Here is a 26,207-nt window from a genome sequence, read left to right as displayed (position 1 = left end):
GTAGTGTTTTTTTCAAACTTAGTGTTTAATGTCGTTGAGCAATGACTGTGATTAAGTTCGTGATAAGGGCATTCGATATAATTGGAAGTGAAGATGGGATACACAAAATACTCTTATCAAAAAACAATAATAATGAGGGTATTCTCAAGTTTTTTAAGAAAAATACGGTCAGAGCATAACCTTTCACAAGAAGGGTTACGGGCGTTATTAAATGAAAGAAGTCATTTTTTTGATAGCTTAGATACGATCTCAATTAGCCGTTGGGAACGTGGTATTAACACACCGTCTTTAACAAAACAGTCAGAAATAGCCGAAGTGTTTGGTGATGACCTGTTTAATATCTATAGTTCAGATATTGATTTTGTCAAAGAAAGCTTATATGCCATTCAGCTTTCGGGTAGCGGAAAAAATGACAAAGCAGCACATCCTTATTATAACAATGATCAATATCATACCAAGTCAATGCTGCCTGACCACGTTAATTTTGCATCGATGTTAAAACTTTGCTTAATGTATGAAGGTAACCCGCGTTTATTTCCTACACACCAAGAAATAACCTCAACAGCATTATTAAAACCGCTTAATTTAGTCTCGGCATTTTGCAGTTTTAGCCAATTAGTAGGGCATTGCCTGTTTTGTAAAGTAAATACCAAAGCATTATTTGAATTCATGAATTGCAGTATCGGTATAATGGAACTGCTGAATGTTGCGAAACAAGAGCGCGCGAATGTCTTGGTAGTGCTTTCTTCGTTTGGTGTTTCTCCTGCCATTGATAATCATATGATGTCTGTCTACCTTAATCAGTTAGCAACAGATAAAGCGATTGAATATTTAAGTTTTAGTACTTGTGATAGCAAATTGAAACAAAAATTAATGCAGATGAAGATCCCCATGTGTAAAGTTAAACCAATTGAACACCAATCTAAAATCATTCAGAACTATTCGTTTATTATGAGTCGCTCTGAAGTCATGGCCAACCGAAATATGCTGATGCTTTCTGTTATACCAACACGAGAAATGCAGCCTACGAATGTCGGTATCGCGGAGTAATTATGAATATTTTGATTGTAGATGACCAAAAATTTGTCCGAGAAGCGATTAAAGCTGATCTTATCGAGAGTACCTTCGAATATGATTTTCAGACGTTTGAAGCTGAAGATGCAAATCAAGGTATTGAAGCGATTGTGGCTAATGAAGGTAATATTGATTTACTGATCTTGGATTTGAAAATGGATCACTGTGATGGCATGGAAGTGATTAATTTTTTATCTGAGCACGCGAGTTATGCTGATATTCCCCTGGCTGTGATTAGTTCTTCGGATAAACGTACTTTGGCGTTAGTGGGTAGTATTGCCAGTAGTTTGAAACTGCGCTTGGTCGGCGTTTTTGAAAAGCCGATTAATATGGATTTTATATTAGCGGAAGCAGCCCGTTTGCAACGTCAGCATGGCCATAAGATAGTCGTTAAATCACCGGGAAGTGTCTCTGATTATGACATAAATCAACTGCTTGCCGATGAACAAGTATTACTTTGCTTTCAACCTCAAGTCGATATGAAAAGTAATAATATCATCGGCTTTGAAGTGTTAGCTCGAATGTACGATGAAAATGGTTATATTTATCCCGATACGTTTTTACCTTTGATTGATAAAGCAGGACTGAACGTTGATTTCACTAAGATAATTGTCGCGAAAGCATTCAAATTCTGGGCCTATGAAAAGACGTTATCGAGTTATACATTATCGATTAATGTCACCGCAGAAGACTTAAGCTGTGATAACTTGATTGACTACATAATCCGCCATAAACAAGCACATGCTGATATCAAATTAACTTTAGAACTGACCGAATCACAACAGATTATTAATCAAGCCAGTGTACTGAATTCTATCGCTCGACTGATTATTAATGACATCGGTATTTCACTGGATGATTTTGGTAAAAGCTATTCGACTTATGAACGCTTAGATACCATTCCGTTTAATGAAATTAAAATTGATCGCTATTTTGTCTGTGATATTGATACCAATGAACAACATCACCTTATTGTTGAGTCGACGATCGCCTTAGCTAAAAAGATGTCGGTGAGTGTCGTTGCCGAAGGTATTGAGACTGAAAGCGTGCTTAATATTTTAGCTGAACTGGGTTGTGATATCGCGCAAGGGTATGTATATAGTCCGCCGATTGAAGGCCGCTATTTAACAGCTTGGGTTAATCGTTATGTGCATAAGGACATTGCCGTTAATGTTCGTTGATATCAGTGATAACGTGCGTCATTTCTTCTGGCATTATAGTCAAGAAAGACGGTTACCTTTATACCAAGCATTAGTCGAGGAGCTTGTTAACATTAGCTCGAAAACTAGATTAGTTGAAAATAATGACCAGCTTAATGCGCTAAAACATCAGCTTAAAGGTATATGTCGTTATTTATCTCTTGAGTTTGATGCTCGGATTGAGGAGATAACAAGGCATCAACAATTACATTGTATGGTTGAGCATATTCACGGGCAAGTGGTAGCGATTGCTGATGAATTATAAATTTAATCTGCGCAGTTATGTTTGCATTTGTCTGCTTGTTACGACTGTAATTGTTACTGTATTTACCAGTTATGGTTTGAATGAATTTAAATATAATCATGATAAAAAAGTATCGATGCTGATGGCATTTAACCAAGAAAACTATTTTCAGCACAAACTGATTATGAATGCGATGCAATCTTTTTTTAAATCATCTAAAAGTGTAAAAAGAGCAGAATTTGAAATATTTACTCGAGAGTTGCTAGATGAAAGAGCTGCGTTACTCTTTACATTAACACCAGAGTTGGCGTTAGGTTATATCTCGGACCGCACATTTATCCCACAATTAGATACGTTAGTAACAAGCCGAGATAAGCATGGCCGTTTGAACGGCTTATTACCTCATTATCGATTAATTGTTCTCGATATTGATGAGCCCAATATGCCATATTTATTTTATGCTATCCCACTCGAGAGCTTGTTATTTAACATCAATAAATTAAAAAATACGTGCTTACAATACTCACTATTGCCATTATTTGTTGAGAATAACGCCTGTACGATGCAGTCAACTAATCTGATGCCAGATTTTCTTCGTTACCGCACAGACTTAGATATCAGTATCCCAGAGTATAATTTTTATTATACTCTGGGTATTGAGTCTCAAGTATCCTCGACAAGATTAATTGAATTTATCTGCGTGCTGTTAGCCACCTTGTTTATTTGTGCTCTGATCGCTGTATTGCTGTATTTTAAATTGGTCAATAAGCATTTATTTAACCGTATTGAGCGAGAGCATAAATTCAATGTTGCGATGGTATCGAGTATTAATCATGAGATAAGAACGCCGATTAATGCGTTATTAGGCTACAGCCAGATGCTGAGAGACATGCCTAAGATCAGTGATGAACACAGTGTTATTATTGATAAGATGCTGTGGTCGGCTAATTTGCTGTATTCGGTGGCAGAAAATACCCTGAATTACAGTAAATCCACCACGAGTACATTAGTGCTAAATAATGCGCCGATTAATACCCTGCAATACATAGGTAACATCCAAGATTATTATAATAAGTTGAGTATTCCTGCCGGAAAAATATTAGATTTTCATGTTAGTGACAAGTTACCTGCTGTCATCAGTGTGGATAGTTCTAAGTTATTTCAAGTGATTACTAACATGATCAATAATGCATTGAAGTACAGTACGGGTAAGACCGTAAGTTGCCATATTGATATATGTCAGCGCCCTGCATTTAACGATGAATCAATCATCCGGGGTTATTATTTACGTATTCTGATCCTAGACTCTGGACTCGGTATGTCAAAATCAACCAAGGAGTTGTTAATTAATCCTTTCTCGATCGATGCTGAGTCGAAGCAGCAACAAGTCTCGAGTATTGGTTTAGGGCTTTATACTTGTAACCAATTACTGACCCAGATTGGCGGCAAGTTAAGGTTGCACAGTGTGAAGGATGAAGGCACTAAAATCATGCTACACTTTCCCTGTCAGTTTGATAAATCAACGTCATTGCCACAATTTAACTCCGTTAATTATGGTGATATGAGTATTTTAATTGTCGACGATAACCGCTTTAACCTCGAAGTATGCAGCGCGATGCTGGCAGAACAGCAGTTTAATACGGTTTGCGCGAATAACTCGAAAGTTGCGTTAACCCAATTGGTGAATGCAGAACCCGATGTTGTCATTGTTGATTATCAGTTAGATGAGATGAATGGCTTAGAATTAATTGCCAAAATGAAATGTATTCAAGCTAATACGCAAACCCAATATGTGATTTTGTCGGCGAATGATAAAAATGAGATAGCAGGTAGTGAATGTCATGCTGATATTTTATTTATGCAAAAGCCGTTTAATATCGCGATATTTTTAAGTTACTTGGAAGGCGGTAATTAATTCGTCCTTGTAGGGTGATGCTGTACATCTTTCCACAAGCACTCGTCATCGGAATTATTGAACGCATTAATTTCTGATTATCACCTAGGTGAAGCAATGGCTAAATACAAACCTGTCACTAAAATGCAAACATATGGCATCCATTCTCAGTGGCAGAGTAAATCAAAAGACTTACCAAGTATTCAGGCGTTCACCACCGACATTCCGGCAGAAATTGATACTGTGTGGTCTCCCATTGCGGATAAATGCGGTGACTGGCGTATGACGATTGAACTCGATAACAAAATTTTAGCGGATAAAACTTTTAATATATCGCCGGAACACTGTTAAAATCCAATTCTCATTATCGTATTAACCCAAATATCTTGAAGTAACATGGGTATAACCAACAAAGGCTGCAACTGTGGACGCTTTTATTTCCAAAAAAATTGATAACTCAGCGTTAAGATCTCATCCGTGGACGAGTATGGTATCGGATGAGTCGAGTGTATATATGGATTTTAAACGACAGCCTCAGTTGATCCGTAGTGCATTAGAAGATCTGTTACCGTTTAAACAGTGGGATTTTGTTGAACAGTTTTATAGCTTAATTGAATGGGTGAATGGTGCCGGCTCGTTATTGGAAAGTAACGACTGTGTGTTTAATGCCGCTGAAGATAATACCGACCAGCAGTACCCGTATGCGAAAAAATGCAGTGCGCGGTTAATGATCTTGTTCCGCGATATTCCTGAAAATTGTCAGGAAAAAAGCATTAACTGGTTAATGACTAATATTCAGTCCATGGTGTCGTCGATGAAACCGAGTTTTAACGCTGGCGTGATTGGTTTGTCGCAATCGCCGACCTGCTATTTGGCGTTGGGTGATAAACCGGATACTGGTGGTATGGGTTATCAAGTGTCGTTAAATTTCTTTGCTTATGGTAAGAATGAGCACGCTTGTTATGAGAGCATGAAAGATGTGTTGAAAATTGCCCAACATGCGCTACTGCGGGTGAATATACGCATTAAAAATGGTGAAATTGACGCGCTTTATCGTTAATGTTCACGGTTAAACGTTACGGCAAATTCTTGTTCTCCTGCAATCGTAAATACCCCTTCGTGCCAAATATCAGCATGGATATAGGCACCGCGATCACCACTGAAATAGAAACATACAAAATCTTGTGGTTTCACATCATCACCCGGTAAGGCGTGTAGTTTAAGAGAATACTGACATCAATACATTCACTAAGCTATTGTGTGATCACTTTGAACGCTGCTTTAAACTGCTCAATCGCATAGCGTTGTACTGTACCGGTACTTTGATGGTTACGGGTGAGTAATATCAAACTCCAACGGCCATCATTAGTCATAAAGTTAATATTGAGTTTACAGATCGCATCGACATACGAAGACGAACTGACAAAGTGGTTAGGCAGCAATGCCCAGCCACCTTGTTTGAGTAATGACAGAATAATATCTATATTGCTGATCGTGGCAATACGCCCTGAGATTTTGGTATTGTTTCCGAGCTCCACTTCTAGGTAGTTTTCTGCGGTGTATTGCTGCTGCTTTTCTAGATCTTCTAAGTTACAACTTGTTTGTTGCGCTAATACACTGTCTTTATGGGCAAAGAAAGAAAATGGCAGATAACCGAGATTAGTAAAGGTGAGCCCTTTACTTGGTAATACACCGGAACCTTTACTCAATACAATGGCAATATCAGCGTGTTGCTCTGCAAGAGCGTCCATGGACTCTGCACGCCCGCGATGGATCCAATGCAGTTGGGTTTGTGGGTATTGCTGGTGGACCGCTAATTGTACTTGTTCTATGACCGAGATAGGTAAGGATATATCGTGATAGATGGTCAGGCTTTCTTCTAAACCCTCCGCCAAACTATCACCACTATTTTGTAATACTTGAGCGTGATAAAGAATATGTCGGGCTTGGGTTAATAAGCTATTGCCTTCAAAGGTGATTTTCGGGAATTTCCCACTGCGATCAAATAAGGTAATGCCTAAATCAATCTCTAAATTGCCGACGTGTTGGTGCAAGGTCGAACGGTCTTTCCCCAGTGACAGCGCCGCTTTACTAAATGAGCCTTTTTCAGCTACCGCCACGAATGACGCCAGCTGTTCGAAACTAAATCTAAGCATTATTATTGCCTTGTCGTTTGTTTTCTTTTTGTTAGGGAATGCCCAACACAACTGAGATTACCTGTGAGATTAAACCTTTATTATGGCGGTATGTAAACAAGCGAGATCCAGAAACATTCCATTACTGGGATAACATCTTACAAGGTAGGTTAAGCATGACTTTATTAGCAAAAAAATCATTGGTTAAGATAGCGGTCGGCGCGGCGCTATTCACATCCGCTATTTCTGCGGTGCAAGCCTGCTCGCGTTTGATTTGGGATACCGAAGAGCACGGGGTATTTGTGTCTCGTACCATGGACTGGATGGTTGAAACACACCCAACGATTGATGTACGTGCCAAAGGTATCAGTTACCGAGGTGCTGAGTCTGGTGAAAAAGTCATGACGTGGACATCTAAGTATGCATCTATTCTGACGACGTTTTACGGTAAAGCCGGTATTGATGGCTTTAATGAAGCGGGATTAGCGGCGAATGCCTTGTATCTTGGTGAAGAAAGCAGTGGTGAATACAATGCCGATAAAGTGCAGTTAGAAAACTCGCGCGTTATTCCGTATTTCTTAGATAACTTTAGCAGCGTAAAAGCCGCGTTAGTGGGCATCGAAGATATTCAAATACAGTTGTTTTCACATGCTGGCGCTAAGTTAAAAGGCCATTATTCATTGCAAGACACCAGTGGTGATTCTGCTATTTTAGAATTCATTGATGGCAAGTGGAACATTTACCACGGTGCGCAATATGACGTATTAACCAATAGCCCCGAGTTTAATGAACATTTAAATAATTGGGATGCAAAAAAACCGACCCAACAAGCGCAATTTTCCAGTGACTATCCACTCGACGGTAACGTAGGGGCTGCAGAACGTTTTGTGTGGAATAAATACATGTTATCCCAACTGCAAGAACCAAGCAGTATAATTAACGGTTTAGCAAAAATTGACAGCTCGACCTATAAAGTGCCACTGGATGCGGCTAATCGACTCATTGGCGGTGAAATGACAGGTTATGCAACACAATATACCCTCACTTATAATCTCGAGCAGAAAGAGCTTAATATGCGTTATCAGTATGGTGATGTGTATACCCAGTTTAAAGTTGATTTTAATAAACTTAACGATGGTAAAAACTACACCTTAAAAGCTGATGAGCAAAGTAATGTTGGTGACATGACCAGCCAATTTAAACAGCAAAACGGGGTGATGGCCCAGTACCGTATAGATAAATAGCACCGAATAGAAAGTGCGTATAGATAAATAGCACCGAAGTATGAAACAATGCGGGTTGGTATTGATGGGATGAATCGATACTGACTGGCATTTTTCTTTACCGGTTAAATAATAGTTTTTATAATATATTCTTGATCCTGACAAACTTTACACTAGTTGACCCTAATCTCCTCATTTCCTCCATATTTCCCTGCCTATTTTGCGGTATTATACGATATCAAAATTTTAGATTTGCTATTCATGGATGAAGGCAATCACGCTCATTTTTATAGAAGAGATATAATGCATAGACGTACTTCCCTTGCGATCATTAGCGCACTGATGTTTAGTTTTTCTAGTTACACCATTCCTGTTCAGGCCAAAGGCGCGAAAGGTGGACAAGGCCCCGAACGGGTGGTGTCTGTGTATACGGATACCGTGCAATATCACGAAGTTTCACAATCTATTTCGTTAATCGGTAAGTTACAGTCAGTACAATTTGTCAGCGTTGCACCAGAAGTCGCAGGTAAGGTTGATAGTATCAAGATTACAGCCAATCAAACGGTGACAGCAGGGCAATTATTAGTGCAGCTTGATGACAGTAAAGCACAAGCGGTATTGATGGAGGCAAACGCTTATTTTACCGATGAGCAGCGTAAGCTTAATGAATATGCAACGCTAGTAAAAAGTAATGCCATTACCCAAACCGAAGTTTTCGCACAAACTGCGTTAGTGGATATTGCCAAGGCGCGTTTAGCGGCGGCACAAGCAAATATGGATGATCATTATTTAACCGCGCCTTTTGCAGGCACGGTTGGTTTATTAGATTTTAGTCGCGGCAAAATGGTGTCGGTTGGTACTGAGCTGTTAACGCTGGATGACTTATCGACAATGCAGCTTGATCTGGCAGTACCAGAGCGTTATTTATCGCAATTATCAACGGGTATGGTCGTGACCGCAACAAGTCGGGCATGGGATGATCAGCGTTTTAAAGGCGAGGTCGTTGCGATTGATTCTCGCATTAATCCTGAAACATTAAATTTACGTGTACGCGTGAATTTTGAAAATACTGATAACCATCTTAAACCAGGAATGATGATGTCATCAAGTGTGGTATTTCCGGTGATCAACGAACCTATTATTCCAGTACAAGCAATAGAATACTCAGGCACAAAACGTTTTGTATATGTTGTCGGTGAAGATGAACGTGTCACGCGAACTCAAGTATTTTTAGGTGCACGTATTGTTGACCAAGTATTGATTGAAAATGGCCTAGACATTGGCGACCGCATTGTCGTACAGGGTCTGGTTAATATGCGTAACGGACTGCAAGTGAAAGATTTGACAGATCAACAGGAGACTAACTAATGTGGTTGTCTGATACGTCAGTTAAACGACCTGTCGTCGCGATAGTACTCAGCTTATTGCTGTGTGTGTTTGGCGCCGTGTCGTTTAGTAAACTTGCGGTACGCGAAATGCCGGATGTTGAAAGCCCAGTTGTCACCGTGATGACACGTTATGATGGTGCTGCTGCATCCATTATGGAAAGCCAGATCACCTCGGTGATTGAAGATCAAATTACCGGTATTAGTGGTATCGATGAAGTAAGATCGGTTACCCGAAATGGTATGTCGCGTATTACGGTGACATTTGATCTGGGCTGGAATTTAACCGAAGGTGTCAGTGATATTCGGGATGCGGTTGCCAAAGCGCAGCGTAGCTTGCCGGATGAAGCCGATGATCCCATCGTATCGAAAGATAACGGCAGTGGTGAACCCTCGGTTTATATCAATTTAAACTCCACCGTAATGGATCGTACTCAGCTTACCGATTATGCCCAACGGGTATTGGAAGATCGCTTTAGCTTGATCTCGGGCGTGAGCTCGGTTGATTTATCCGGCGGATTGTATCAGGTCATGTACGTTAAGTTGTTTCCTGATTTAATGGCTGGGCGTGCGGTTACCACCAGTGATATCGTCGATGCATTAAAAACTGAAAACGTTGAGAATCCAGGTGGTGAAGTACGTAACGATACCACAGTAATGTCAGTGCGTACCGCTCGTTTGTATGCCGAACCTCAAGACTTTGAATACCTCGTTGTACGTATGACCAGTGATGGTTATCCGGTGTATTTACGCGACGTCGCCCAAGTGTATGTTGGCGCTGAAAATGAAAGTTCGTCATTTAAAAGTAATGGTATCGTTAACCTGAGCTTGGGTGTTGTCACACAATCAGATGCCAATCCTTTGGATGTCGCGTCGGCGGTACGTGCAGAAGTCGATAAGATGCAAGGCTTTTTACCCGAAGGCATGAGTCTGACGGTGGATTACGATTCTACCGTGTTTATCGACCAATCTATTTCGGAGGTGTATAGCACGCTATTTATCACCGGTGGTTTGGTGGTATTAGTCTTGTATATCTTTATTGGTCAGGCACGCGCAACGTTGATCCCGGCAGTTACTGTGCCTGTCTCGTTGATTTCGTCATTTATCGCCGCTTATTATTTTGGCTTTTCGATTAACTTAATCACTTTAATGGCATTGATCTTATCCATTGGTTTGGTGGTGGATGACGCCATTGTGGTGGTCGAGAATATTTTCCATCACATTGAGCAAGGTGAAAAACCATTATTAGCGGCGTATAAAGGTACGCGAGAAGTGGGCTTTGCGGTTGTTGCTACAACCATGGTGTTAGTCATGGTATTCCTGCCTATTTCGTTTATGGATGGTATGGTCGGGCTGTTATTTACCGAGTTCTCGGTATTACTCGCAATGTCAGTGATCTTCTCGTCGTTGATTGCATTGACACTAACCCCTGTACTTGCCAGTAAGATGTTAAAATCAGAGCAAAAAACCAGTCGTTTTAGTGTGTGGATGGAAGGATTATTCCAGCGCTTAGAAAATGGTTATCGCGGTATTGTCACCAAAGCAATTGCATATCGCTTGGTTGCACCTGTGGTTATTATCGCCTGTGTTGTTGGTAGTTTCTTATTAATGAAGCAAGTGCCATCACAGCTGTCACCACAAGAAGATCGCGGGGTATTATTTGCGTTTGTTAAAGGTGCGGAAGGCACCAGTTTTAACCGTATGACGGCGAATATGGATATTGTTGAGGGGCGTTTATTACCGCTTGTTGGCCAAGGTGTTATTAAATCCTTTAGTACCCAAGCGCCTGCATTTGGTGGCCGTGCTGGGGATCAAACGGGCTTTGTGATCATCATTCTTGAAGACTGGGCAGACCGTAGTGTTAGCGCTGGTGAAGCGTTAGGCATGGTAGCAAAAGCGTTAAAAGACATTCCCGATGTGATGGTACGTCCTATGATGCCTGGTTTCCGTGGCGGCTCAAGCGATCCGGTGCAATTTGTATTAGGTGGCTCTGATTATTCGGAACTCGAAAAATGGGCGGAGTTACTGAAAGCCAAAGCAGAAGAAGCAGGCGTTTTAGTCGGTGGTGATCTGGATTATTCAGAGAAAACCCCTGAGCTGGTGGTGACTATTGATAAAGAGCGTGCTGGTGAATTAGGTATCAGTGTTGATGAAGTATCAACAACACTTGAGATCATGCTCGGTGGCCGTAGTGAGACCAGTTATATCGAGCGTGGTGAAGAATACGATGTTTACCTGCGCGGTGATGAAAATAGCTTTAATAACGTTAACGATTTAAGTCAGATTTATATTCGTAGTGCTAAAGGTGATCTGATCACGTTAGATACCATTACTACAATCGAAGAGGTTGCATCGGCAAATCGTTTATCGCACAGCAATAAGCAAAAATCTATTACCCTAAGCGGTAGTTTGGGTGACGGTTATACCTTAGGCGAAGTCTTGGACTTTTTGGATGCGCAAGCCGTTGCGTCATTACCGAGTGATATTTCCATCGCTTATTCTGGCGAGTCAAAAGACTTTAAAGAAAACCAAAGTAGTATTTTAATTGTGTTTGGTTTAGCTCTGCTGGTGGCTTATTTAGTATTAGCGGCGCAGTTTGAAAGCTTTATTAACCCGATGGTAGTGATGTTCACTGTGCCTATGGGCGTGTTTGGTGGCTTCTTAGGCTTGTATGTCATGGGTGGTGGTCTGAATATTTACAGTCAGATTGGCATGATCATGTTGATTGGTATGGTGACTAAGAATGGTATTTTAATTGTAGAATTTGCCAATCAGTTACGTGATCGTGGCGTTGCAATTGAACAAGCTATTATTGATGCGTCTGCCCGTCGTTTACGTCCGATTCTGATGACGGCATTTACCACGTTAGCGGGTGCTATTCCATTGATCATGTCTACTGGCGCTGGTTCGGAAAGTCGTATTGCTGTGGGTACTGTGGTGTTCTTCGGTATGGCGTTTGCGACCTTGGTTACGTTATTCGTGATCCCTGCAATGTACCGTTTGATTTCTGGCACAACACATTCTCCAGGTTATGTAGAAGCGATGTTAGAAGCTGAATTAGCAGAGCAATCAGCCAAAACGTCTGCTGCTAAAACAGCTAAAACGAACATACAGGTAAGTGATGTGCATGTAGTGAAAGACGTCGCTTAATTTTTCATTGTCGTTTTAACTGACGGTCATACTGACGATAAGGGCAAACATAATTGATATTATGTTTGCCCTTTGTTGTTTTTAGTCGGCATGTCCAAATAAAAATTCTTCATTAGTTTCTAGCCAGTGCGGGTATTTCGCCATTGGCTTAGATGTGATTCGAGCATGGTCACGTACCGCTTGCATCGCGTAAGGACAGTTTTGTAATGAGTATAAAATTGGCAGTGGTTAACCCTAATTATAATAATGTCGTAGTCGTATTTTAAACGCAATATTATATGAAAAATAACACAATATTATAAGCCCAACAAAATTGATGTTTTAGCGGGTCAATCCAATTGGTGCTGGAAAGATTTAATTTTCACGTAAGCTAAATATATTTTTTGTAAGCGTTTGTAACGGCCTGTCGTGATTTTGATTAGTCAAAGATTAAAATGTCCTTATATTTAAATTAATAGATATTAAATAATTTAATATATATTAATTTGGTTTTTTGAACTAGTGTGGTGTTTTGCACCAATAATGGGTAGGTTACAGAATAATAAATATGTTTATAATTCGATGCGACTTTTGTGTGCCACTAGACTGGCTCACTCAGCATCTATATTATTTAAGGGTGGGTAAATGCCGAGTACACGAATATTGATCGTCGAAGATGATCATGAAATAGCAAGATTAACAGCCATGTATTTAAACGGCGAAGGTTATCAAACTAAGATTATTAATGATGGCGCCATAGCCTTGACTGCTATAAAGCAATATCAACCTGACCTACTTATTTTAGATTTAATGCTACCTGGTTTATCAGGCAGAGATATTTGTGCACAAGCTAGAGTTTTTTTCAATGAACCCATACTGGTATTAACTGCCAGTGATGATGAGTTAACTGAAGTTAGCTTACTCAAACTTGGTGCTGATGATTATTTAACTAAACCTGTGCGTCCTCATATAATGGCTGCACGAATAACGGCATTGTTACGCCGCTCAAACAGACAACAAAATGGCAGTGAGACAATTCAGCTAAAAAGATTAAAAATTGATCCGAGAAAGCAACATGTAGAATTTAGAGGGAAAACATTAGAACTCACCGATTCTGAATATGATCTACTGTTATTATTAACCAAAAATGTGGGAGTCGTTATTTCCCGGGAAGAGTGCTGCCAACAACTGCGTGGTATTGATCATGACTTTTCTGATCGTTCTATTGATATGCGTATATCTGGATTACGCAAGAAACTCAATATTGATGATTCGACGCAGAAAATAATAAAAACGATCCGTTACAAAGGCTATATGTTGATCAATGAATAATCGTCTGACCTCATTATTTTCGCATATTTATATCAGTATCGTGGTCGTTATCTGTGCCTGTATTTTATTAACAGCATGGTTAACAAGTATATTCGTTTATCAAGAAAAGACCGCGTATTTTTATAACAATACGATGCAAGTTTACCAAGAACTAGAAGCTCAGCGTAATGATGTGCTGATGAATGCTGATGATTTTTATCAACGTGCCGAGGTTGATTCATATAACTATAACATTGAAAAAATTAGCTTATTGAAAAGTTTATCTCCTTGCCAGGAATGTAAATATATTAAGACTATTAATAAAGTTGATATTTACATGCAAAAAAATAACGAATATCTCGCAGTTTATCGACTCCGTAGCGCTATTGCGGCGATCACAATCAGTGAAAACTTTTATGATGAACGTGTTGAAGATGATATTATCTTATTCGGTACGTTTGCTTTCATGCTTTTTCTTATCGCTATAAATTTATATTGGCCTATCCGTAAGTTACAGATTCAGATAAATCACTTAGTTGAAATAAATCATGCCTTTGGTCGCGGAAATCTGAATATACGCGTAGATCTTCAAGCTACCTCGTTACTTAATGGCCTATCGATCAGCTTTAATGCCATGGCAAAAGCAATCAACGAACGCGTTGATGAAGGTGAGGTATTCGCACAAGCTTTACCTCATGAAGTGAGAACTCCGCTTAGTCGAATACAACTGGCTGTAGGGCTATTGAAAAAAGACCTCACAAGACGTAAACATATCGAACTACTAGATAGTATTGATGATTATGTAGATGGCATGGTTGAATTATCAGAGCAGATAACTACATTTTCACGCGTCAGCGCTAAATATTCCCATTATAATTGTGATGAACAATCTATTGTAATAACCGACTTCATTCAGTCTCGGATCGCGTTATATCAGACTCATAATAGTATTGATGTAAATTATTGTGCTGACGATGAGATAATAATGAATATCAGCCCGATGTATTTGCGCTTAGCATTTGATAACTTACTAAAAAATATGTTAAATTATGCCCAGTCAACGGTTAAAGTAAGCGTTGTTCAACTCGCTAATACCATTAGAATAACAGTTGAAGATGATGGTCCTGGTATCCTTCCCGAGAACTATCACAAGATTTTTATCCCTTTTGCTCGCTTAGATAATAGCCGAAGCCGTAATTCGGGGGGGCTAGGACTCGGCCTATCAATTGCGAAAAGTGCTGCAAAATGCTTAGGAGGTCAAATCGCTCCATCAGTAAGTCAACTTGGCGGCGCTAAATTTGAACTCATGATTCCAGTACAAAGAAAAGAGTCGTCCCCTGTTTTAAAGAGTTAATTGGCGCAGTGACATAACTTTCCATTGAAGTTCACCGTTTTACTTGATTACAATCGTTTAAGAGAACTTGAATGATGTTGCAGATAGACAATATTATATTCAAAATATACAAGAATGCACCTTCGCGCTGTATTTAATAATTGTGATATTTTAACGCTGTTATTTCTTAGCTGATTTAACGCTAAATCAGGGGTTATAAGGGCCCAAAATAAAACACTGAACATTTTCACCTTCAGTGCTTTTACCGTTAAGATATCCGCTAAAATAGCATTAAACCCAAGCCCCCACCGGAGGTTGTATTGCTAGTAATCCTTTCGTTCTGCGTATTGCTTTTCGACCTCGAGATTGTTTATTTAAATGCGACTTATTATCTGCAACCGATTGACTTAAAACCTGAGAACTATGCATAATGCCCTCCTCGGCTTTCTTCATGCCGCGATCACTATTCATCTCAACCGAACGTATATAAGCATCATCAAGTTTGGCTCCTCGAGATAGATCATCATGATAAACACCATTAGAATAATTAGCATCTACCGGGATTCTCCAAAGCTCTTCTGCCATTTTTCTATAATCGTTTTCTAGAGAACTTAATGACATGAGAGCATGTTCACCGCAACGTATAATCGCCACAGTATTTAAATTTCGGTCTAGTTTTTCATTCTTGCGTATTTGGTATTTTTTTGTTGTCAGGTGATGAGCGAAACCATCCCATAAGATCACCTTAAGGGCAACTGGATTAACACTTGCACCTAGTGACGTTGAAGCGCCGATCCCTGCGGTTGCCCCTGTTGCAATTTTAAATTTGATATCCCCAGAGGTTCGAACCGATGCTTCAATTTCAGCTGTGATGCCTATCCCCGCCGAAACAGATCCAGAAACCTTCACAGATGCTGCACTGATTCCTCGCGCTTTAAAGGTAACGGTACTCGAGCCTGTGGCTTTTAGTCCCGCAAAGGCACTTGCCCCCAGCTTACCGAAAATTATTTCATCTTTTCCATAAATGTTATTTGAGTTCAGCGTAGCTGAAGCTGAAGCCTTTACCTCTGCACCAACAAACAGTTCAGCTTCATTGGTCATTGCCATAATTTGACCCACAGTAAGCTCATGCTTAACGGTAACTTTTACCCCCATCATTGCTGCAAGTTCTGCATTTACACCTAAATCAATACCGGGTATCAATTGCATGGCATCAGAAAAACCACTCTTATTCGTGGTTTTTTTTGCTTCGTCAATTTTGGCACTAGCACTCGCGTAACTAATGTCATTTATCTTAGCGTTAGCACTTACTGCTGCTTTAAAATTACTACCAATTAATGCGTTTACTGTTACCTTATTACGCATTATATTTGCAAAGTCCCATTCTTTAATTACTTCAACTTTTAAACCGGCAAAAAGCTCAACACTAGCATCCGCAGATAAGCTATTACTCTTTGCTTCTGCACTTGCTTTCGGTGACGCTGTAGCCTGAAAGACACTCTGACGACATTTGTAGTCATTCAGAATTGTCCATACCTGTTCATTGAACTGACTTCGCTCATTGTAGGCTTTTTCCAAAGAGGATATCTGTGCTTCAAGAATCTGAACTTGTAGACGACCTAACTCACCTTGGGCAATAATATTAGGTTTCATAATTTCAACTAGACGTTGTTGCTGAAAAATAAAATTAAAAAATGTCCGGTTAACACATTTATCCCTAATTGCCTCATGTGGTGTTCTACTCGGTCTAACTACTTTGACCTGTTTAGGAAAATGATGTGTGACAGAAGATACAAGACATTGCCAAGTAGGGTCTTCAGTAATAGCAGATACACCATATTCATATGCACTACTGTTACCTTTGTGATGTCGATACTTCATACTTTCAAGCAGCGAGTAAACACCATCAATCCCTCTTTGTAGTACCGGAATAGCCCTGACGGAATTTACTTTGCCGTATGCTTTTTGTAATCGGTCTAACCATTTGTCAAATTCTCTCGAGCATACACCTGCCTTGCCTAAGTTATTTTTGATGAAACCCAAATCTAATTCTAAGTGGGGTTGACTTTGACGTGGCATATTAGCTATTCCTATTATAATTATTAATTAATAAAACCATTCACTCAAAAAAATATAATTATTATACTCAATATCGAGATAGACAAAACGTAACATACTACTCATGCGATTTCTTATATTAGAGTTAATCTCTTACAATGACTTACAATGAGGTGTTGTCATAAATTGAATATAAATTCAGACGACCACCAAATACATCTAATCTTTCGTACGTGCTTGATGTAAGTTTTCCAATGTTTATTGGATTTCTAAACGTAAAGTTTACTGTCTAATAAATTTCATTACATATAAAACAAATAAATACTGGTTTCATATTGTCCATTAAAGTTATTACTCTATTTTTTTTAAGTTAATGGCTTTTATTAACTGGTCTTATTTTTTGTGGCGCCCATGATGGCTGCAATATTAACCTATTGATACATGTGATATTAACCTATTGATTATTATGTATTTATTTTTGTGCTCGTTGTTCGTTACACTATTGAAGATCTTTATTTGTATTAATATTAACTTTGAATTATTTTTATTACCCTCCTGATTCGTTGCTTGACTTACATCGCTTACGTCCGCTTACGATAAGTTTGTTTACAAGCTGCCAACCTGTTGGAACAATAGGTCTAAATTAAATAGGTCAGAAAATATATGTTATTCAATCAGACATCACATGAATTACTTTTATTACCAATTGATGATGAACATTTTTGTGGCGTTTATTTAAAATCAGATAAACAAAAGTTTAGACCGCTTAGAAATGAATTTAATGTTGCACAAACATCTCAGCGTCAATTAATGCAGACACCAGATCCTGCAGAAATGGATAGTTTACAAGATGCCAACGTTGAACACTGGCGTTCTTTATCAAGTAGTTTGATTGAAATATTTAAAACGACATCAAAAGATATTGAGCTAGCGGGTTGGCTGCTAGCGGCTCAGATAGTCATTGACCCTGCATTAAATGGGCTGCGTGAAGCAAGTCAATGGTTGCAAGCACTTGTTGAGGGGCATTGGGACGAGGTTCATCCCGTACTCCCTGACAATAAAATAAAGTCAGAAAGTGACAAATTAAAAGAAATTAACGCATTTAAAGTGAAGGGCTTTGTACAACTAGTCGGTGAAAGTGAAGACAGTAGCTTAGTGTATTCACCTTTCTTAATGTTACCGCTAATTGGGGACTTAAATTATTCGCGTTATTTAAGTGCAGAGCGCAAAGGCGGTTTACCTGAGTTACGTCAACAGTACCAAAATGTGGCATTGGGTGAAAGGGTTAAAGTAACTAGCTTAATGCAAAATTTAGTGTCGATACGAGAGGCTATGCGTGCCGTTGAAACACATGTCACTAGCGTATGTAAACAGTATTTATTACCTCAACCTGGCTTTCAATTTATTGTCAGCGTGATCACTAAAATATTGAAAGCGATGGAATACATCTCAGGTTTAAAGAGTGAAGAAAAACGCGTGATTAAGGCTGATATACAACCTGAAACAGATGAAATCAATCATGTTGATGGCGGCGAAAAGAATATGCAAGTTAAAGAAGATAGTGTTACTGATTACGCTTTGTTAGATGGTTTACCTGTTAATAATCAAGAATTCAATCGCGATGATGCGTTTCATCAACTACGAACGTTAGCTGAATCGTTTAGGAAAGTAGAACCACATAGCCCGGTCTCTTATTTGTTAGAAAAAGCAATTCGTTGGGGCTATTTATCACTTCCTGAGTTGATGTCGGAGCTGTTATTAAATCAAGAGGATACGATTAAACAAGTGTTTCATCTATCCGCTCTTGATGAGAACGGGGATACGAATGTTATTCAGCCAATGCACAAAAAAATGTTACCGCTGTCAGGTGTGGATAAATCTACATCTGTGCAACACAACACGAGAGCAGTCAGTACAACATCGAGTCACTCTGTTTTGAACAATGTAACGGCTGTCTCTGTAGAAGAAGTTCAAGAAGAACCAGTATCTACCTCGAGTAGTAATTCTCTCTGGTAATTGGTTTTCAATCCCAAGTAGAAATAAGTGAGGAATATCATGGCTAGTATATATATGAGAATTGATGGCGTTAAAGTTAAAGGTGGCGCAACAATTGAAGGTTTACCACAAGATGGTTGGTTTGCTTTGAATTCATATAGCTGGGGCGCTGTTCGTCAAGTAGCAATGGAAATTGGTAGTGGTAATAATGCTGACTCCGGCATGGTTGCTATGAGCGAAGTAAGTATTACAAAAGAACTTTGTGGTGCTTCTGAAGATCTTTTATCGTTCCTATTCAGTCCAGGTGTTGAAGGTAAAAATGTTGATATCGTATTTACTAAAGCTGCACGTGATGGTTCTGGTGCTGAAATTTATTACCAAGTAGGTCTAAAAAAAGCACGTGTTGTTTCATACAACCTAAGTGGCAGCGACGGTTCTCAACCGTTCGAAAGCATCTCACTTTCTTACATCCAAGTTGATAAGAAACATCGTCATGAACTTGATGGCGGTAAACTAGAAGACGGCGGTCTTGTTTCTTACAACGTTCCACAAGGTAAGTTAATTTCTGGAACTAAATAATTTTGACCGGTGTGTTTCTTAGGCTGCGCACCGCTTTATTTTTGTTAAAATAAAAGGTAGGGAAGTATGGCTCTCAACTCACAACATAAGCGTATAAGTAAAAACCGTGTCAGTATCACCTATGATGTTGAAACTAATGGCGCAACAGAAACCAAAGAATTGCCCTTTGCCCTTTGCCCTTTGTCGTTGGTGTTATTGGTGACTTCTCTGGTCATAAAGCTGAAAGTGATAAAATTGACCTAGAAGAACGTGAGTTCACTGGTGTTGATAAAGATAATTTTGATGCTGTGATGGGACAAATTAGCCCGTCATTGTCATATAAAGTTGACAACAAATTAGCAAATGATGATAGCCAATTTGAAGTTAACCTGAAGCTAAGTTCAATGAATGATTTTCATCCTGAACGCTTGGTTCAACAAATTGATCCCCTAAAAAAATTGGTTGAAACACGTAACCAGTTAAAAGAATTACTAAGCAAAGCGGATCGCTCTCGTGATCTAGAACGCTTATTGAAAGAAGTACTACAAAGTACCGATTCAATTCAACATTTAGCTGAAGAGCTAGGTGTAAAAACTGGGGAGACTGAATAATGAGCACGGAACAACAAGCTGCAACAGAACAAGCCGGTGCCGCAGAAGGTGAATTAAACTTTCTTGACCGCGCTATTTCAGCAACCACACAGACACCAGCAGACACGACCAAAGAATTGCTATCTGTACTCACTTTACAAGCGCTAGACGGTACTGTTACTTGGGATAAAAACCTAACACTAACAATCGAAAAAGCGATTTCTGCATTAGACGTGAAAATCTCTGAACAGCTTTCAACAGTGATGCAACACAAGGCGTTCCAAAAACTGGAAGGTACTTGGTTAGGTCTGCAAAAATTAGTTAAAAATAGTGAATTAGGCCCAAACTTAAAAATTAAGCTTGCGGACTACACGAAAGACGAATTATTAGAGCAATTTGAAGATGCGCCAGCGATTGATCGTAGCCGTTTATTTACGATGATTTATCAAGAAGAATTTGGTACAGCTGGTGGCCAACCTTACGGTGCATTGTTAGGTGATTACGAATTTGGTTATGGCGATGAAGATGTAGCGCTAATGCGTTATATGGGTGAAGTTGCTGCGGCATCTCATTCACCATTTATTGCGGCTGCAAATGCAAGCATGTTTGATTTTAGTTCATTCGTTAACTTTAACGAAGGTAAACCAGTCGCCGCTGGTTTTGATTCACCTGCTTACGCTAGCTGGAATGCATTCCGTGAAAGTGATGATTCGCGTTATGTTGCACTAACACTACCAAAAACAATTGCACGTTTACCTTATGGTAAACAAACAGTACCTGTTAAGTCATTTGATTTTGAAGAATTGAAACATGACGCTAACGGCAATGCTTACCCAGAGACGCAAGATGATCTTGTGTGGAGTAATGCTGCGTTTGAATACGGTTTATTGTTAACGCAAGCATATACACAATTCGGTTGGTGTACTGCTATTCGTGGTAATGATAATGGCGGTAAAGTTGAAAACCTACCGAACTTTACTTACTACACACCAGCGGGTGATTTAGTTCAACAATGTCCGTCTGAAGTAAACCTAACAGATGAACGTGAAAAAGAACTGAGTGACTTAGGTTTCTTACCGTTAGTGCATTATAAAAATACGAGCTACGCCGTATTCATGGGTGCTCAAACGGCGCATAAGCCAAAAACGTATACCGATCCTGATGCGACTGCAAACGCAGCCATTTCAGCACGCTTGCCTTACACCATGGCAAGTAGCCGAATCGCACAGTACCTAAAAGTCATGGGCCGTGATCGTATTGGTTCTAACTTAGATCCGGGTACTATTGAAAAAGAACTAAGTAACTGGCTCCACCAGTATGTTAATCCAAGTGCGATTGGCAATGAAGCAAAATCAACACATCCATTGGTTGAAGCAAAAGTAACAGTTGAAGAACAAGTGGGCCGCCCTGGTTGTTATTCTGCCGTGGCTTATTTACGCCCTTGGTTACAAATGGAAGAGTTAACATCGTCATTACGTATGGTTGCTAATATTCCGGGTTAATAGTTGATGCCCGGGGGACCCCTCGGGTAGTTGAGGTTGTTATGAGTACATCAAATCTAACATCATCCGCCAACGTCCTGACGGATGCAGGGCTGTGGCGGATGCTGTTAAACCATGCTCAGAACGATAATCGTTCAGAATTCAAATCACAGTTAAGTAAACTGATCACGCAACTTGATGATGTCATGAGCGAGCAACTTTCTGCTGTCATGCAAGCCACTGACTTCAAAGAATTGGAAGCGCGCTGGTTAGGACTACATAGCTTAGTTTTACTGCCAGTTTCGCAACGCCGTGTGCACGTTAAGTTATTAGACCTTAGCTGGGACATGGTGTCTGCCGATCTTAATCAATCTTTCAATGTCACCCGCAGTGCGTTATATCAAAAAATATACGCAAAAGAACTCGATACTGCAGGCGGCCACCCCTTTGGACTGTTGGTTGTTGACCATCTTATTCAGTCTGACTTAGATGATGATGCCGATTTTGATGATCTGTACACACTGCAGTTATTAGGTGAATTAGGTGAACGCGCGTTGTGCCCTGTAAGCCTTGGCGTGGATCCGTATTTCTTTGGTGACGAACCCGCTCGATTAATGCCTGACCATAAACGTATACAGCGTATTTTAAGCAGTTCAGATTTACAAAGTTGGCAGTTATTACGTTCTCATAGTGCGAGTCGTTTCTTAAATTTGGTGTTACCAGAATACCATTTAAGAAGCCCTTATCAGCATTGCCAAGCCGGGTTTGTGTTTAACGAACGAGCGCTGACGGAACATGTACTGTGGGGAAACGCAGCGTATTTATTGGCTGCAAACGTGATCCGTGAATTTGATCGTATCAGTTGGTTTGGTTTTTTACGTGCCTACGATGAACGCGGGCGTTATGGCGCGATAGTGCAAGTCGGTAATGGTCAGCAAGAGCCACTGTTATCACGGATTGATCTGTTTAGTGAAGATGATGAATTTTGGTCTGAACAAGGGTTTGTTCCTTTATCAAGTGTCTATCTCAGCGGTCAAAAAGGCATTTTCAGTAATCAGTCTGTGTGGAAGGCAACGACTGAAACTGAAAAAATGAGTGGTATGTTACAGACCAATCTCATGGCCTGTCGTTTTGGTCATTACATTAAAGCGCAGATCCGCGACCAAATCGGTAGCTTTGATAGCCCGTCTACATGTCAGCGTTCGTTAGAAAAATGGTTAAACCAATATATCAGTGGCGTTGATTTTGGTGATGAGTCTGTCATGGCCCGTTATCCTCTTAAACGCGCTGATGTTAATTTTACGCAAGACCTGCTTGATCCAACAAAATACCGTTGCCAAATAAACCTACAGCCGCAATATCAATATGAAATGTTAGACACCCACATAGTGCTGCTTACCGACGTGCCCGCAACAAAATTAGGGAAGCAATAATCATGAGTCTGTTTGCAAAAATGAAAGGTGATTGGACGGCGAATATTGATGATCTTCGCGATGCTATTATTGAAAATATTGCATCATTACTTTCTGCTAAATCGCCCATTTGGGGCGATGATGATGTTGCTAAATATACTGATGAATCTATCGCTTTACTGGGTATGAGCCATGCGGTGAGAGGCCAGAATAGAGCCAATAGTGAACATATCTTACAAAGTATTAAGCAGTTAATTACGAAATTCGAACCTCGCATTAAGGATCTTAATATTGAGCTGGAAGAAGAGTCAGTCGTCACGAATAAACTGAAATTTAGAATCGAAGGCGTGATCGTCAGCGAGTTTGGTGAAGAGCTTGTTGTGTTTGATTCAAGCTTAGATTTCACCACAAGCAGTGTCGATGTAAGGAAAACTAACTTTGTCTGAATCATTATTAAGTTATTTTGAACAAGAGTTAGCATTTATTCGCCAAGATGCGGGTCACTTTGCTCAACGCCATCCCGGTGCCGCTAAGTCACTTGGGATCAGTCGCGATAGTATTGATGACCCGCAAGTGACCCGTCTTATTGATAGCGTGGCCTTGTTGAATGCTCGTTTACAACAGCGTTTAGATGAGGATTACCCGCAGTTAACGGATAGCTTGTTACAACTTTTATTTCCACATTATCTACGCCCTGTGCCTGCTTATAGCATGGTTAAAATGCTGCCTCACGAAGAAGTCACTGCAAAGTACACTCTGCCTCGCGGAACGCACTTAGGACTTGATGATGTCGATACCGACACCTTGGTGTTCCGCACAACGCAAGATGTTGATTTATACCCGATCACCTTAACGGATTGTTCAGCGTCTATTGCTCCCTTTGATATTAAAAAGCCAAAAGGGGCTGAGCATGCGAAAGCGATGCTTGAACTGACATTAACAACGACAGATCCAACGATCCTGTTTTCTGATTTGGAACTGACTGAATTATCGTTATTTTTGCGGGGTGAAACATCTACAATATTGCGCCTTTACGATCATTTGTTTTCGGGGATCCAACAGATCTCAATTCAATATGACGACAGCGTTGTTTTATTAGGGGCTGACGCCCTCTTGCCGGTTGGTTTTGAAGAGCAAGAATTCGTCTTACCTTATAGTGTACGTAGTTTCGGTGGTTTTAAGTTATTAACCGAATTTTTTATGTTTGCAGAGCGATTCCATGCGATTAAGTTAGCGTTATCGTCGGCATTGCAGCATGCCAATACCAACACACTTAAAATCCGAATTTTTTTAGACGACATGCCAGTGGAGTTAGCACGTAGCTTAGGTGTTAATAATTTTCATTTATTCTGTTCGCCTATCATTAACTTACAGTCCATCACCGCAGAGCCATTACGTGTCGATTTTAGCCAGTCGCAGTATCCAATCATGCTGGATGTTGGTGGACAAGCGCAGTTACAGTTATTTTCGGTTGATGATGTAACGGACGTAACTGAACAGAAACCCCGAAATGTACCGCCGCTATACGGTGAAAAATTTAACGGTGCTGAAATTGGATTACGTTGGCAGTTATCGCAGTCTGAAAATATGAGCGACCAGTCGGTGTCGAGTGCATTGCGTGTTGCGAATTTAGACCACAGTCATGTTGATAAATCAGCACACACTTGGTTAATCTCGACGACCTGCACAAATGGCAATGCGGCGAGTCAATTGTCTACGTCTTGTCAGTTACATTGTCACGACTCTATTTCTTTACCTGCGGATTTGACGTTATTACGTCGCCCGACAAAACAAACTAACATCAACACTGGTGAGCAAGGCGCTTGGCCGTTATTGGCGCACTTACATTTTAACTACCAAGCCCTGTTTGGTAACGATGATCCGGTGTCGGCATTAAAAGTCATGCTGCAACTTTATAACCACAACAATAGTGCCAAAAACAGTGCTTATATCGAATCCATTCAAGGTTTGTCGCAAGCGCATGTTGTTGCACCTGTGCGTATTTCGGGGAAAAGTTGTTTTGCTAATGGCACACGACTGAGCGTGACAATAAACCCGACGGGTCTGGCTGGTGGGGTTGAGCTACTCGCCCAATTATTGGATCGATTTTTTGCGTATTTCTCTGGTTTTAATAGCTTTACACAAGTCGTGATATTACTTGATGGTCGAGAAGGCGAATACCGTGTTTTCCCACGGAGGCTCGGATGCAAAAATCTATATTAGGCTCGCTACGTTGTGCGCCTTATCAGTTTGAATTACCGCAGGCGGTGCAGTTAGTGAAGCATCATGCGGCTAAGTTAGGCGCGCGTCCTGAGCTTAATTTTATTACGCATTTACTGCCGTCATACCATCAATCAGACATTGTTGAAGTTCAGCAATACACTGACAATTCATGGCATTTTACGTGTGACTTACCCGCGCTGTCTGGCAGTCAAGGGGTCATGCCTCGTTATAACTACAGCGAAGCGTTACGTGAGTCATTTGAGCAAGGTAATAGCGCCTTAGTCGATTTTTTGGATGGTTTTAATAATCGCTATTTTCGCCTTTATTGCCAGACCGAAACCAAGAACAACATCGTTATCCAAGCGGAAGAAGAGCGGTTTAGCTGGAACCGTCATCACAAATCACTCACTACGATGTTGTCTAGCCTTGCGGGTGACACGAGTATTAATACTGCGTTACCACAAGGGCACCTTATTCAATACACCGGGTTAATGGGAGCGAAGGTGACATGTCTAACAACACTCAAGCACTTATTAGCGGATTATTTTGGGTATGAATTTGAAGTCGATCATGGCGATATTGAATATCAGCCGCTATTAGGGTGCTGCTTGACACACTTAGGCGCAACAGGGCAAAACAACCAGTTGGGCTTTGACGCATTGCTTGGGAAAAGTGCGGTTACCGCATTTCAACAACTTGACGTCAAAGTGAAACCCAATCATCAAAACTTTGAACAGCTCAATCAAAACAAAGTCTTGAGCGATGCCATCGACGCATTTATCCGCCATTACATGGGCTCGAATATTAAAATCAACTTAGCAATGAAAGTGGCTGGACAACAATTACCGGCTTGTCAGTTAACTCGAGATGCGAGTTATGGTGTGCGATTAAGCCAATCCGCGAGGTTAGCATCGACTGAAATAACACAACAGTATGTGGTTATGCCACTAAAACTAAAGTAGG

At 40.2% G+C, this 26,207-nt stretch carries 21 protein-coding genes and 1 pseudogene; 19 read left to right on the top strand and 3 right to left on the bottom strand.

The features are described from left to right. Positions 1–93: 93 nt before the first annotated feature. The 6 genes from HRT96_RS05620 (at position 94) to HRT96_RS05595 (ending at position 5,471) form a co-directional block, all read left to right on the top strand. Positions 94–1,050, top strand: coding sequence for a helix-turn-helix transcriptional regulator (locus HRT96_RS05620; protein ID WP_293153476.1), 957 nt, complete (start codon positions 94–96; stop codon positions 1,048–1,050). A 2-nt stretch (positions 1,051–1,052) separates the two neighbouring features. After that, complete coding sequence (locus tag HRT96_RS05615; protein WP_293153474.1) at positions 1,053–2,255, top strand: EAL domain-containing response regulator; 1,203 nt, start codon at positions 1,053–1,055, stop codon at positions 2,253–2,255. Further along, positions 2,245–2,538, top strand: a complete 294-nt coding sequence (locus tag HRT96_RS05610) for a hypothetical protein (RefSeq protein ID WP_293153472.1) — start codon at positions 2,245–2,247, stop codon at positions 2,536–2,538. The genes HRT96_RS05615 and HRT96_RS05610 overlap by 11 nt, the downstream gene beginning before the upstream one ends. Beyond that, the gene (locus HRT96_RS05605) at positions 2,528–4,432 is read left to right on the top strand and encodes an ATP-binding protein (protein WP_293153469.1); all 1,905 of its coding nucleotides are present in this window, start codon (positions 2,528–2,530) and stop codon (positions 4,430–4,432) included. Before HRT96_RS05610 ends, HRT96_RS05605 begins: the two co-directional genes overlap by 11 nt. Before the next feature lie 96 nt (positions 4,433–4,528). Further along, complete coding sequence (locus HRT96_RS05600) at positions 4,529–4,762, top strand: DUF3859 domain-containing protein (RefSeq protein ID WP_293153466.1); 234 nt, start codon at positions 4,529–4,531, stop codon at positions 4,760–4,762. A gap of 73 nt (positions 4,763–4,835) precedes the next feature. Beyond that, complete coding sequence (locus tag HRT96_RS05595; protein ID WP_293153463.1) at positions 4,836–5,471, top strand: hypothetical protein; 636 nt, start codon at positions 4,836–4,838, stop codon at positions 5,469–5,471. On the opposite strand, the gene HRT96_RS05590 is transcribed toward HRT96_RS05595, so the two are convergent. Both HRT96_RS05590 and HRT96_RS05585 read right to left on the bottom strand, forming a co-directional pair. After that, a complete protein-coding gene (locus HRT96_RS05590) occupies positions 5,468–5,605 on the bottom strand; it encodes a hypothetical protein (protein ID WP_293153460.1) in 138 nt (45 codons plus the stop codon). The two genes, HRT96_RS05595 and HRT96_RS05590, sit on opposite strands and share 4 nt — an antisense overlap. Before the next feature lie 59 nt (positions 5,606–5,664). Further along, a complete protein-coding gene (locus tag HRT96_RS05585) occupies positions 5,665–6,567 on the bottom strand; it encodes a LysR family transcriptional regulator (RefSeq protein ID WP_293153457.1) in 903 nt (300 codons plus the stop codon). Between the two features lie 155 nt (positions 6,568–6,722). Between HRT96_RS05585 and HRT96_RS05580 the strand changes: the two genes are divergently transcribed. The 5 genes from HRT96_RS05580 to HRT96_RS05560 all read left to right on the top strand — a co-directional run bounded on the left by HRT96_RS05580 (position 6,723) and on the right by HRT96_RS05560 (position 14,948). Further along, entirely contained in the window at positions 6,723–7,790 is a 1,068-nt protein-coding gene (locus HRT96_RS05580; RefSeq protein WP_293153455.1) for a linear amide C-N hydrolase, read from the top strand. A gap of 282 nt (positions 7,791–8,072) precedes the next feature. After that, entirely contained in the window at positions 8,073–9,137 is a 1,065-nt protein-coding gene (locus tag HRT96_RS05575) for an efflux RND transporter periplasmic adaptor subunit (RefSeq protein WP_293153452.1), read from the top strand. Continuing rightward, positions 9,137–12,304, top strand: a complete 3,168-nt coding sequence (locus tag HRT96_RS05570) for a multidrug efflux RND transporter permease subunit (RefSeq protein ID WP_293153449.1) — start codon at positions 9,137–9,139, stop codon at positions 12,302–12,304. The genes HRT96_RS05575 and HRT96_RS05570 overlap by 1 nt, the downstream gene beginning before the upstream one ends. Before the next feature lie 624 nt (positions 12,305–12,928). Then, positions 12,929–13,615 carry a response regulator transcription factor gene (locus HRT96_RS05565; protein WP_293153446.1) on the top strand — a complete coding sequence of 229 codons (687 nt, stop codon included), beginning with the start codon at positions 12,929–12,931 and terminating at the stop codon, positions 13,613–13,615. Next, the gene (locus HRT96_RS05560; RefSeq protein ID WP_293153443.1) at positions 13,608–14,948 is read left to right on the top strand and encodes an ATP-binding protein; all 1,341 of its coding nucleotides are present in this window, start codon (positions 13,608–13,610) and stop codon (positions 14,946–14,948) included. The genes HRT96_RS05565 and HRT96_RS05560 overlap by 8 nt, the downstream gene beginning before the upstream one ends. A 270-nt stretch (positions 14,949–15,218) precedes the next feature. Here HRT96_RS05560 and HRT96_RS05555 read toward each other — a convergent pair whose 3' ends face one another. Next, positions 15,219–17,006, bottom strand: coding sequence for a hypothetical protein (locus tag HRT96_RS05555; protein ID WP_293153440.1), 1,788 nt, complete (start codon positions 17,004–17,006; stop codon positions 15,219–15,221). Positions 17,007–17,648: 642 nt separating this feature from the next. On the opposite strand from HRT96_RS05555, the gene HRT96_RS05550 reads away from it, so the two are divergent. From HRT96_RS05550 to HRT96_RS05515, 8 genes and pseudogenes are all read left to right on the top strand, one after another. After that, positions 17,649–19,001 (top strand): type VI secretion system ImpA family N-terminal domain-containing protein, encoded by a 1,353-nt coding sequence (locus HRT96_RS05550; protein WP_293153437.1) that lies wholly within the window; start codon positions 17,649–17,651, stop codon positions 18,999–19,001. A 39-nt stretch (positions 19,002–19,040) separates the two neighbouring features. After that, the gene (locus tag HRT96_RS05545) at positions 19,041–19,559 is read left to right on the top strand and encodes a type VI secretion system tube protein Hcp (protein WP_293153434.1); all 519 of its coding nucleotides are present in this window, start codon (positions 19,041–19,043) and stop codon (positions 19,557–19,559) included. A 66-nt stretch (positions 19,560–19,625) separates the two neighbouring features. Then, positions 19,626–20,149 (top strand): annotated as a pseudogene (gene tssB / locus HRT96_RS05540) (type VI secretion system contractile sheath small subunit). Beyond that, a complete protein-coding gene (gene tssC / locus HRT96_RS05535; protein ID WP_293153431.1) occupies positions 20,149–21,630 on the top strand; it encodes a type VI secretion system contractile sheath large subunit in 1,482 nt (493 codons plus the stop codon). The pseudogene tssB and the gene tssC overlap by 1 nt, the downstream one beginning before the upstream one ends. A gap of 41 nt (positions 21,631–21,671) precedes the next feature. Further along, positions 21,672–23,042 carry a type VI secretion system contractile sheath large subunit gene (locus HRT96_RS05530; protein WP_293153428.1) on the top strand — a complete coding sequence of 457 codons (1,371 nt, stop codon included), beginning with the start codon at positions 21,672–21,674 and terminating at the stop codon, positions 23,040–23,042. 2 nt (positions 23,043–23,044) lie between these two features. Then, the gene (tssE, locus tag HRT96_RS05525) at positions 23,045–23,467 is read left to right on the top strand and encodes a type VI secretion system baseplate subunit TssE (RefSeq protein WP_293153425.1); all 423 of its coding nucleotides are present in this window, start codon (positions 23,045–23,047) and stop codon (positions 23,465–23,467) included. Beyond that, positions 23,460–25,244 (top strand): type VI secretion system baseplate subunit TssF, encoded by a 1,785-nt coding sequence (tssF, locus tag HRT96_RS05520; protein ID WP_293153422.1) that lies wholly within the window; start codon positions 23,460–23,462, stop codon positions 25,242–25,244. The genes tssE and tssF overlap by 8 nt, the downstream gene beginning before the upstream one ends. Beyond that, the gene (locus tag HRT96_RS05515; RefSeq protein WP_293153419.1) at positions 25,226–26,206 is read left to right on the top strand and encodes a type VI secretion system baseplate subunit TssG; all 981 of its coding nucleotides are present in this window, start codon (positions 25,226–25,228) and stop codon (positions 26,204–26,206) included. Before tssF ends, HRT96_RS05515 begins: the two co-directional genes overlap by 19 nt. Position 26,207 lies beyond the last annotated feature (1 nt).

It is taken from the genome of Moritella sp. (assembly GCF_013215705.1).
Lineage (GTDB): Bacteria > Pseudomonadota > Gammaproteobacteria > Enterobacterales > Moritellaceae > Moritella.
The sequence above is the reverse complement of the archived record's forward strand: the minus strand, read 5'-3'. Positions and strand labels throughout refer to the sequence as shown.

What these genes read in the sequence shown, in the direction of transcription:
- HRT96_RS05605 (WP_293153469.1), top strand. Translation starts at nt 2,528, where the DNA reads ATGAATTATAAATTTAATCTGCGCAGTTATGTTTGCATTTGTCTGCTT.
- HRT96_RS05610 (WP_293153472.1), top strand. Translation starts at nt 2,245, where the DNA reads ATGTTCGTTGATATCAGTGATAACGTGCGTCATTTCTTCTGGCATTAT.
- HRT96_RS05615 (WP_293153474.1), top strand. Translation starts at nt 1,053, where the DNA reads ATGAATATTTTGATTGTAGATGACCAAAAATTTGTCCGAGAAGCGATT.
- tssC (WP_293153431.1), top strand. Translation starts at nt 20,149, where the DNA reads ATGAGCACGGAACAACAAGCTGCAACAGAACAAGCCGGTGCCGCAGAA.
- HRT96_RS05600 (WP_293153466.1), top strand. Translation starts at nt 4,529, where the DNA reads ATGGCTAAATACAAACCTGTCACTAAAATGCAAACATATGGCATCCAT.
- HRT96_RS05545 (WP_293153434.1), top strand. Translation starts at nt 19,041, where the DNA reads ATGGCTAGTATATATATGAGAATTGATGGCGTTAAAGTTAAAGGTGGC.
- tssE (WP_293153425.1), top strand. Translation starts at nt 23,045, where the DNA reads ATGAGTCTGTTTGCAAAAATGAAAGGTGATTGGACGGCGAATATTGAT.
- HRT96_RS05580 (WP_293153455.1), top strand. Translation starts at nt 6,723, where the DNA reads ATGACTTTATTAGCAAAAAAATCATTGGTTAAGATAGCGGTCGGCGCG.
- HRT96_RS05575 (WP_293153452.1), top strand. Translation starts at nt 8,073, where the DNA reads ATGCATAGACGTACTTCCCTTGCGATCATTAGCGCACTGATGTTTAGT.
- HRT96_RS05620 (WP_293153476.1), top strand. Translation starts at nt 94, where the DNA reads ATGGGATACACAAAATACTCTTATCAAAAAACAATAATAATGAGGGTA.
- HRT96_RS05585 (WP_293153457.1), bottom strand. Translation starts at nt 6,567, where the DNA reads ATGCTTAGATTTAGTTTCGAACAGCTGGCGTCATTCGTGGCGGTAGCT.
- HRT96_RS05570 (WP_293153449.1), top strand. Translation starts at nt 9,137, where the DNA reads ATGTGGTTGTCTGATACGTCAGTTAAACGACCTGTCGTCGCGATAGTA.
- HRT96_RS05560 (WP_293153443.1), top strand. Translation starts at nt 13,608, where the DNA reads ATGAATAATCGTCTGACCTCATTATTTTCGCATATTTATATCAGTATC.
- HRT96_RS05515 (WP_293153419.1), top strand. Translation starts at nt 25,226, where the DNA reads ATGCAAAAATCTATATTAGGCTCGCTACGTTGTGCGCCTTATCAGTTT.
- HRT96_RS05530 (WP_293153428.1), top strand. Translation starts at nt 21,672, where the DNA reads ATGAGTACATCAAATCTAACATCATCCGCCAACGTCCTGACGGATGCA.
- HRT96_RS05565 (WP_293153446.1), top strand. Translation starts at nt 12,929, where the DNA reads ATGCCGAGTACACGAATATTGATCGTCGAAGATGATCATGAAATAGCA.
- HRT96_RS05550 (WP_293153437.1), top strand. Translation starts at nt 17,649, where the DNA reads ATGTTATTCAATCAGACATCACATGAATTACTTTTATTACCAATTGAT.
- HRT96_RS05555 (WP_293153440.1), bottom strand. Translation starts at nt 17,006, where the DNA reads ATGCCACGTCAAAGTCAACCCCACTTAGAATTAGATTTGGGTTTCATC.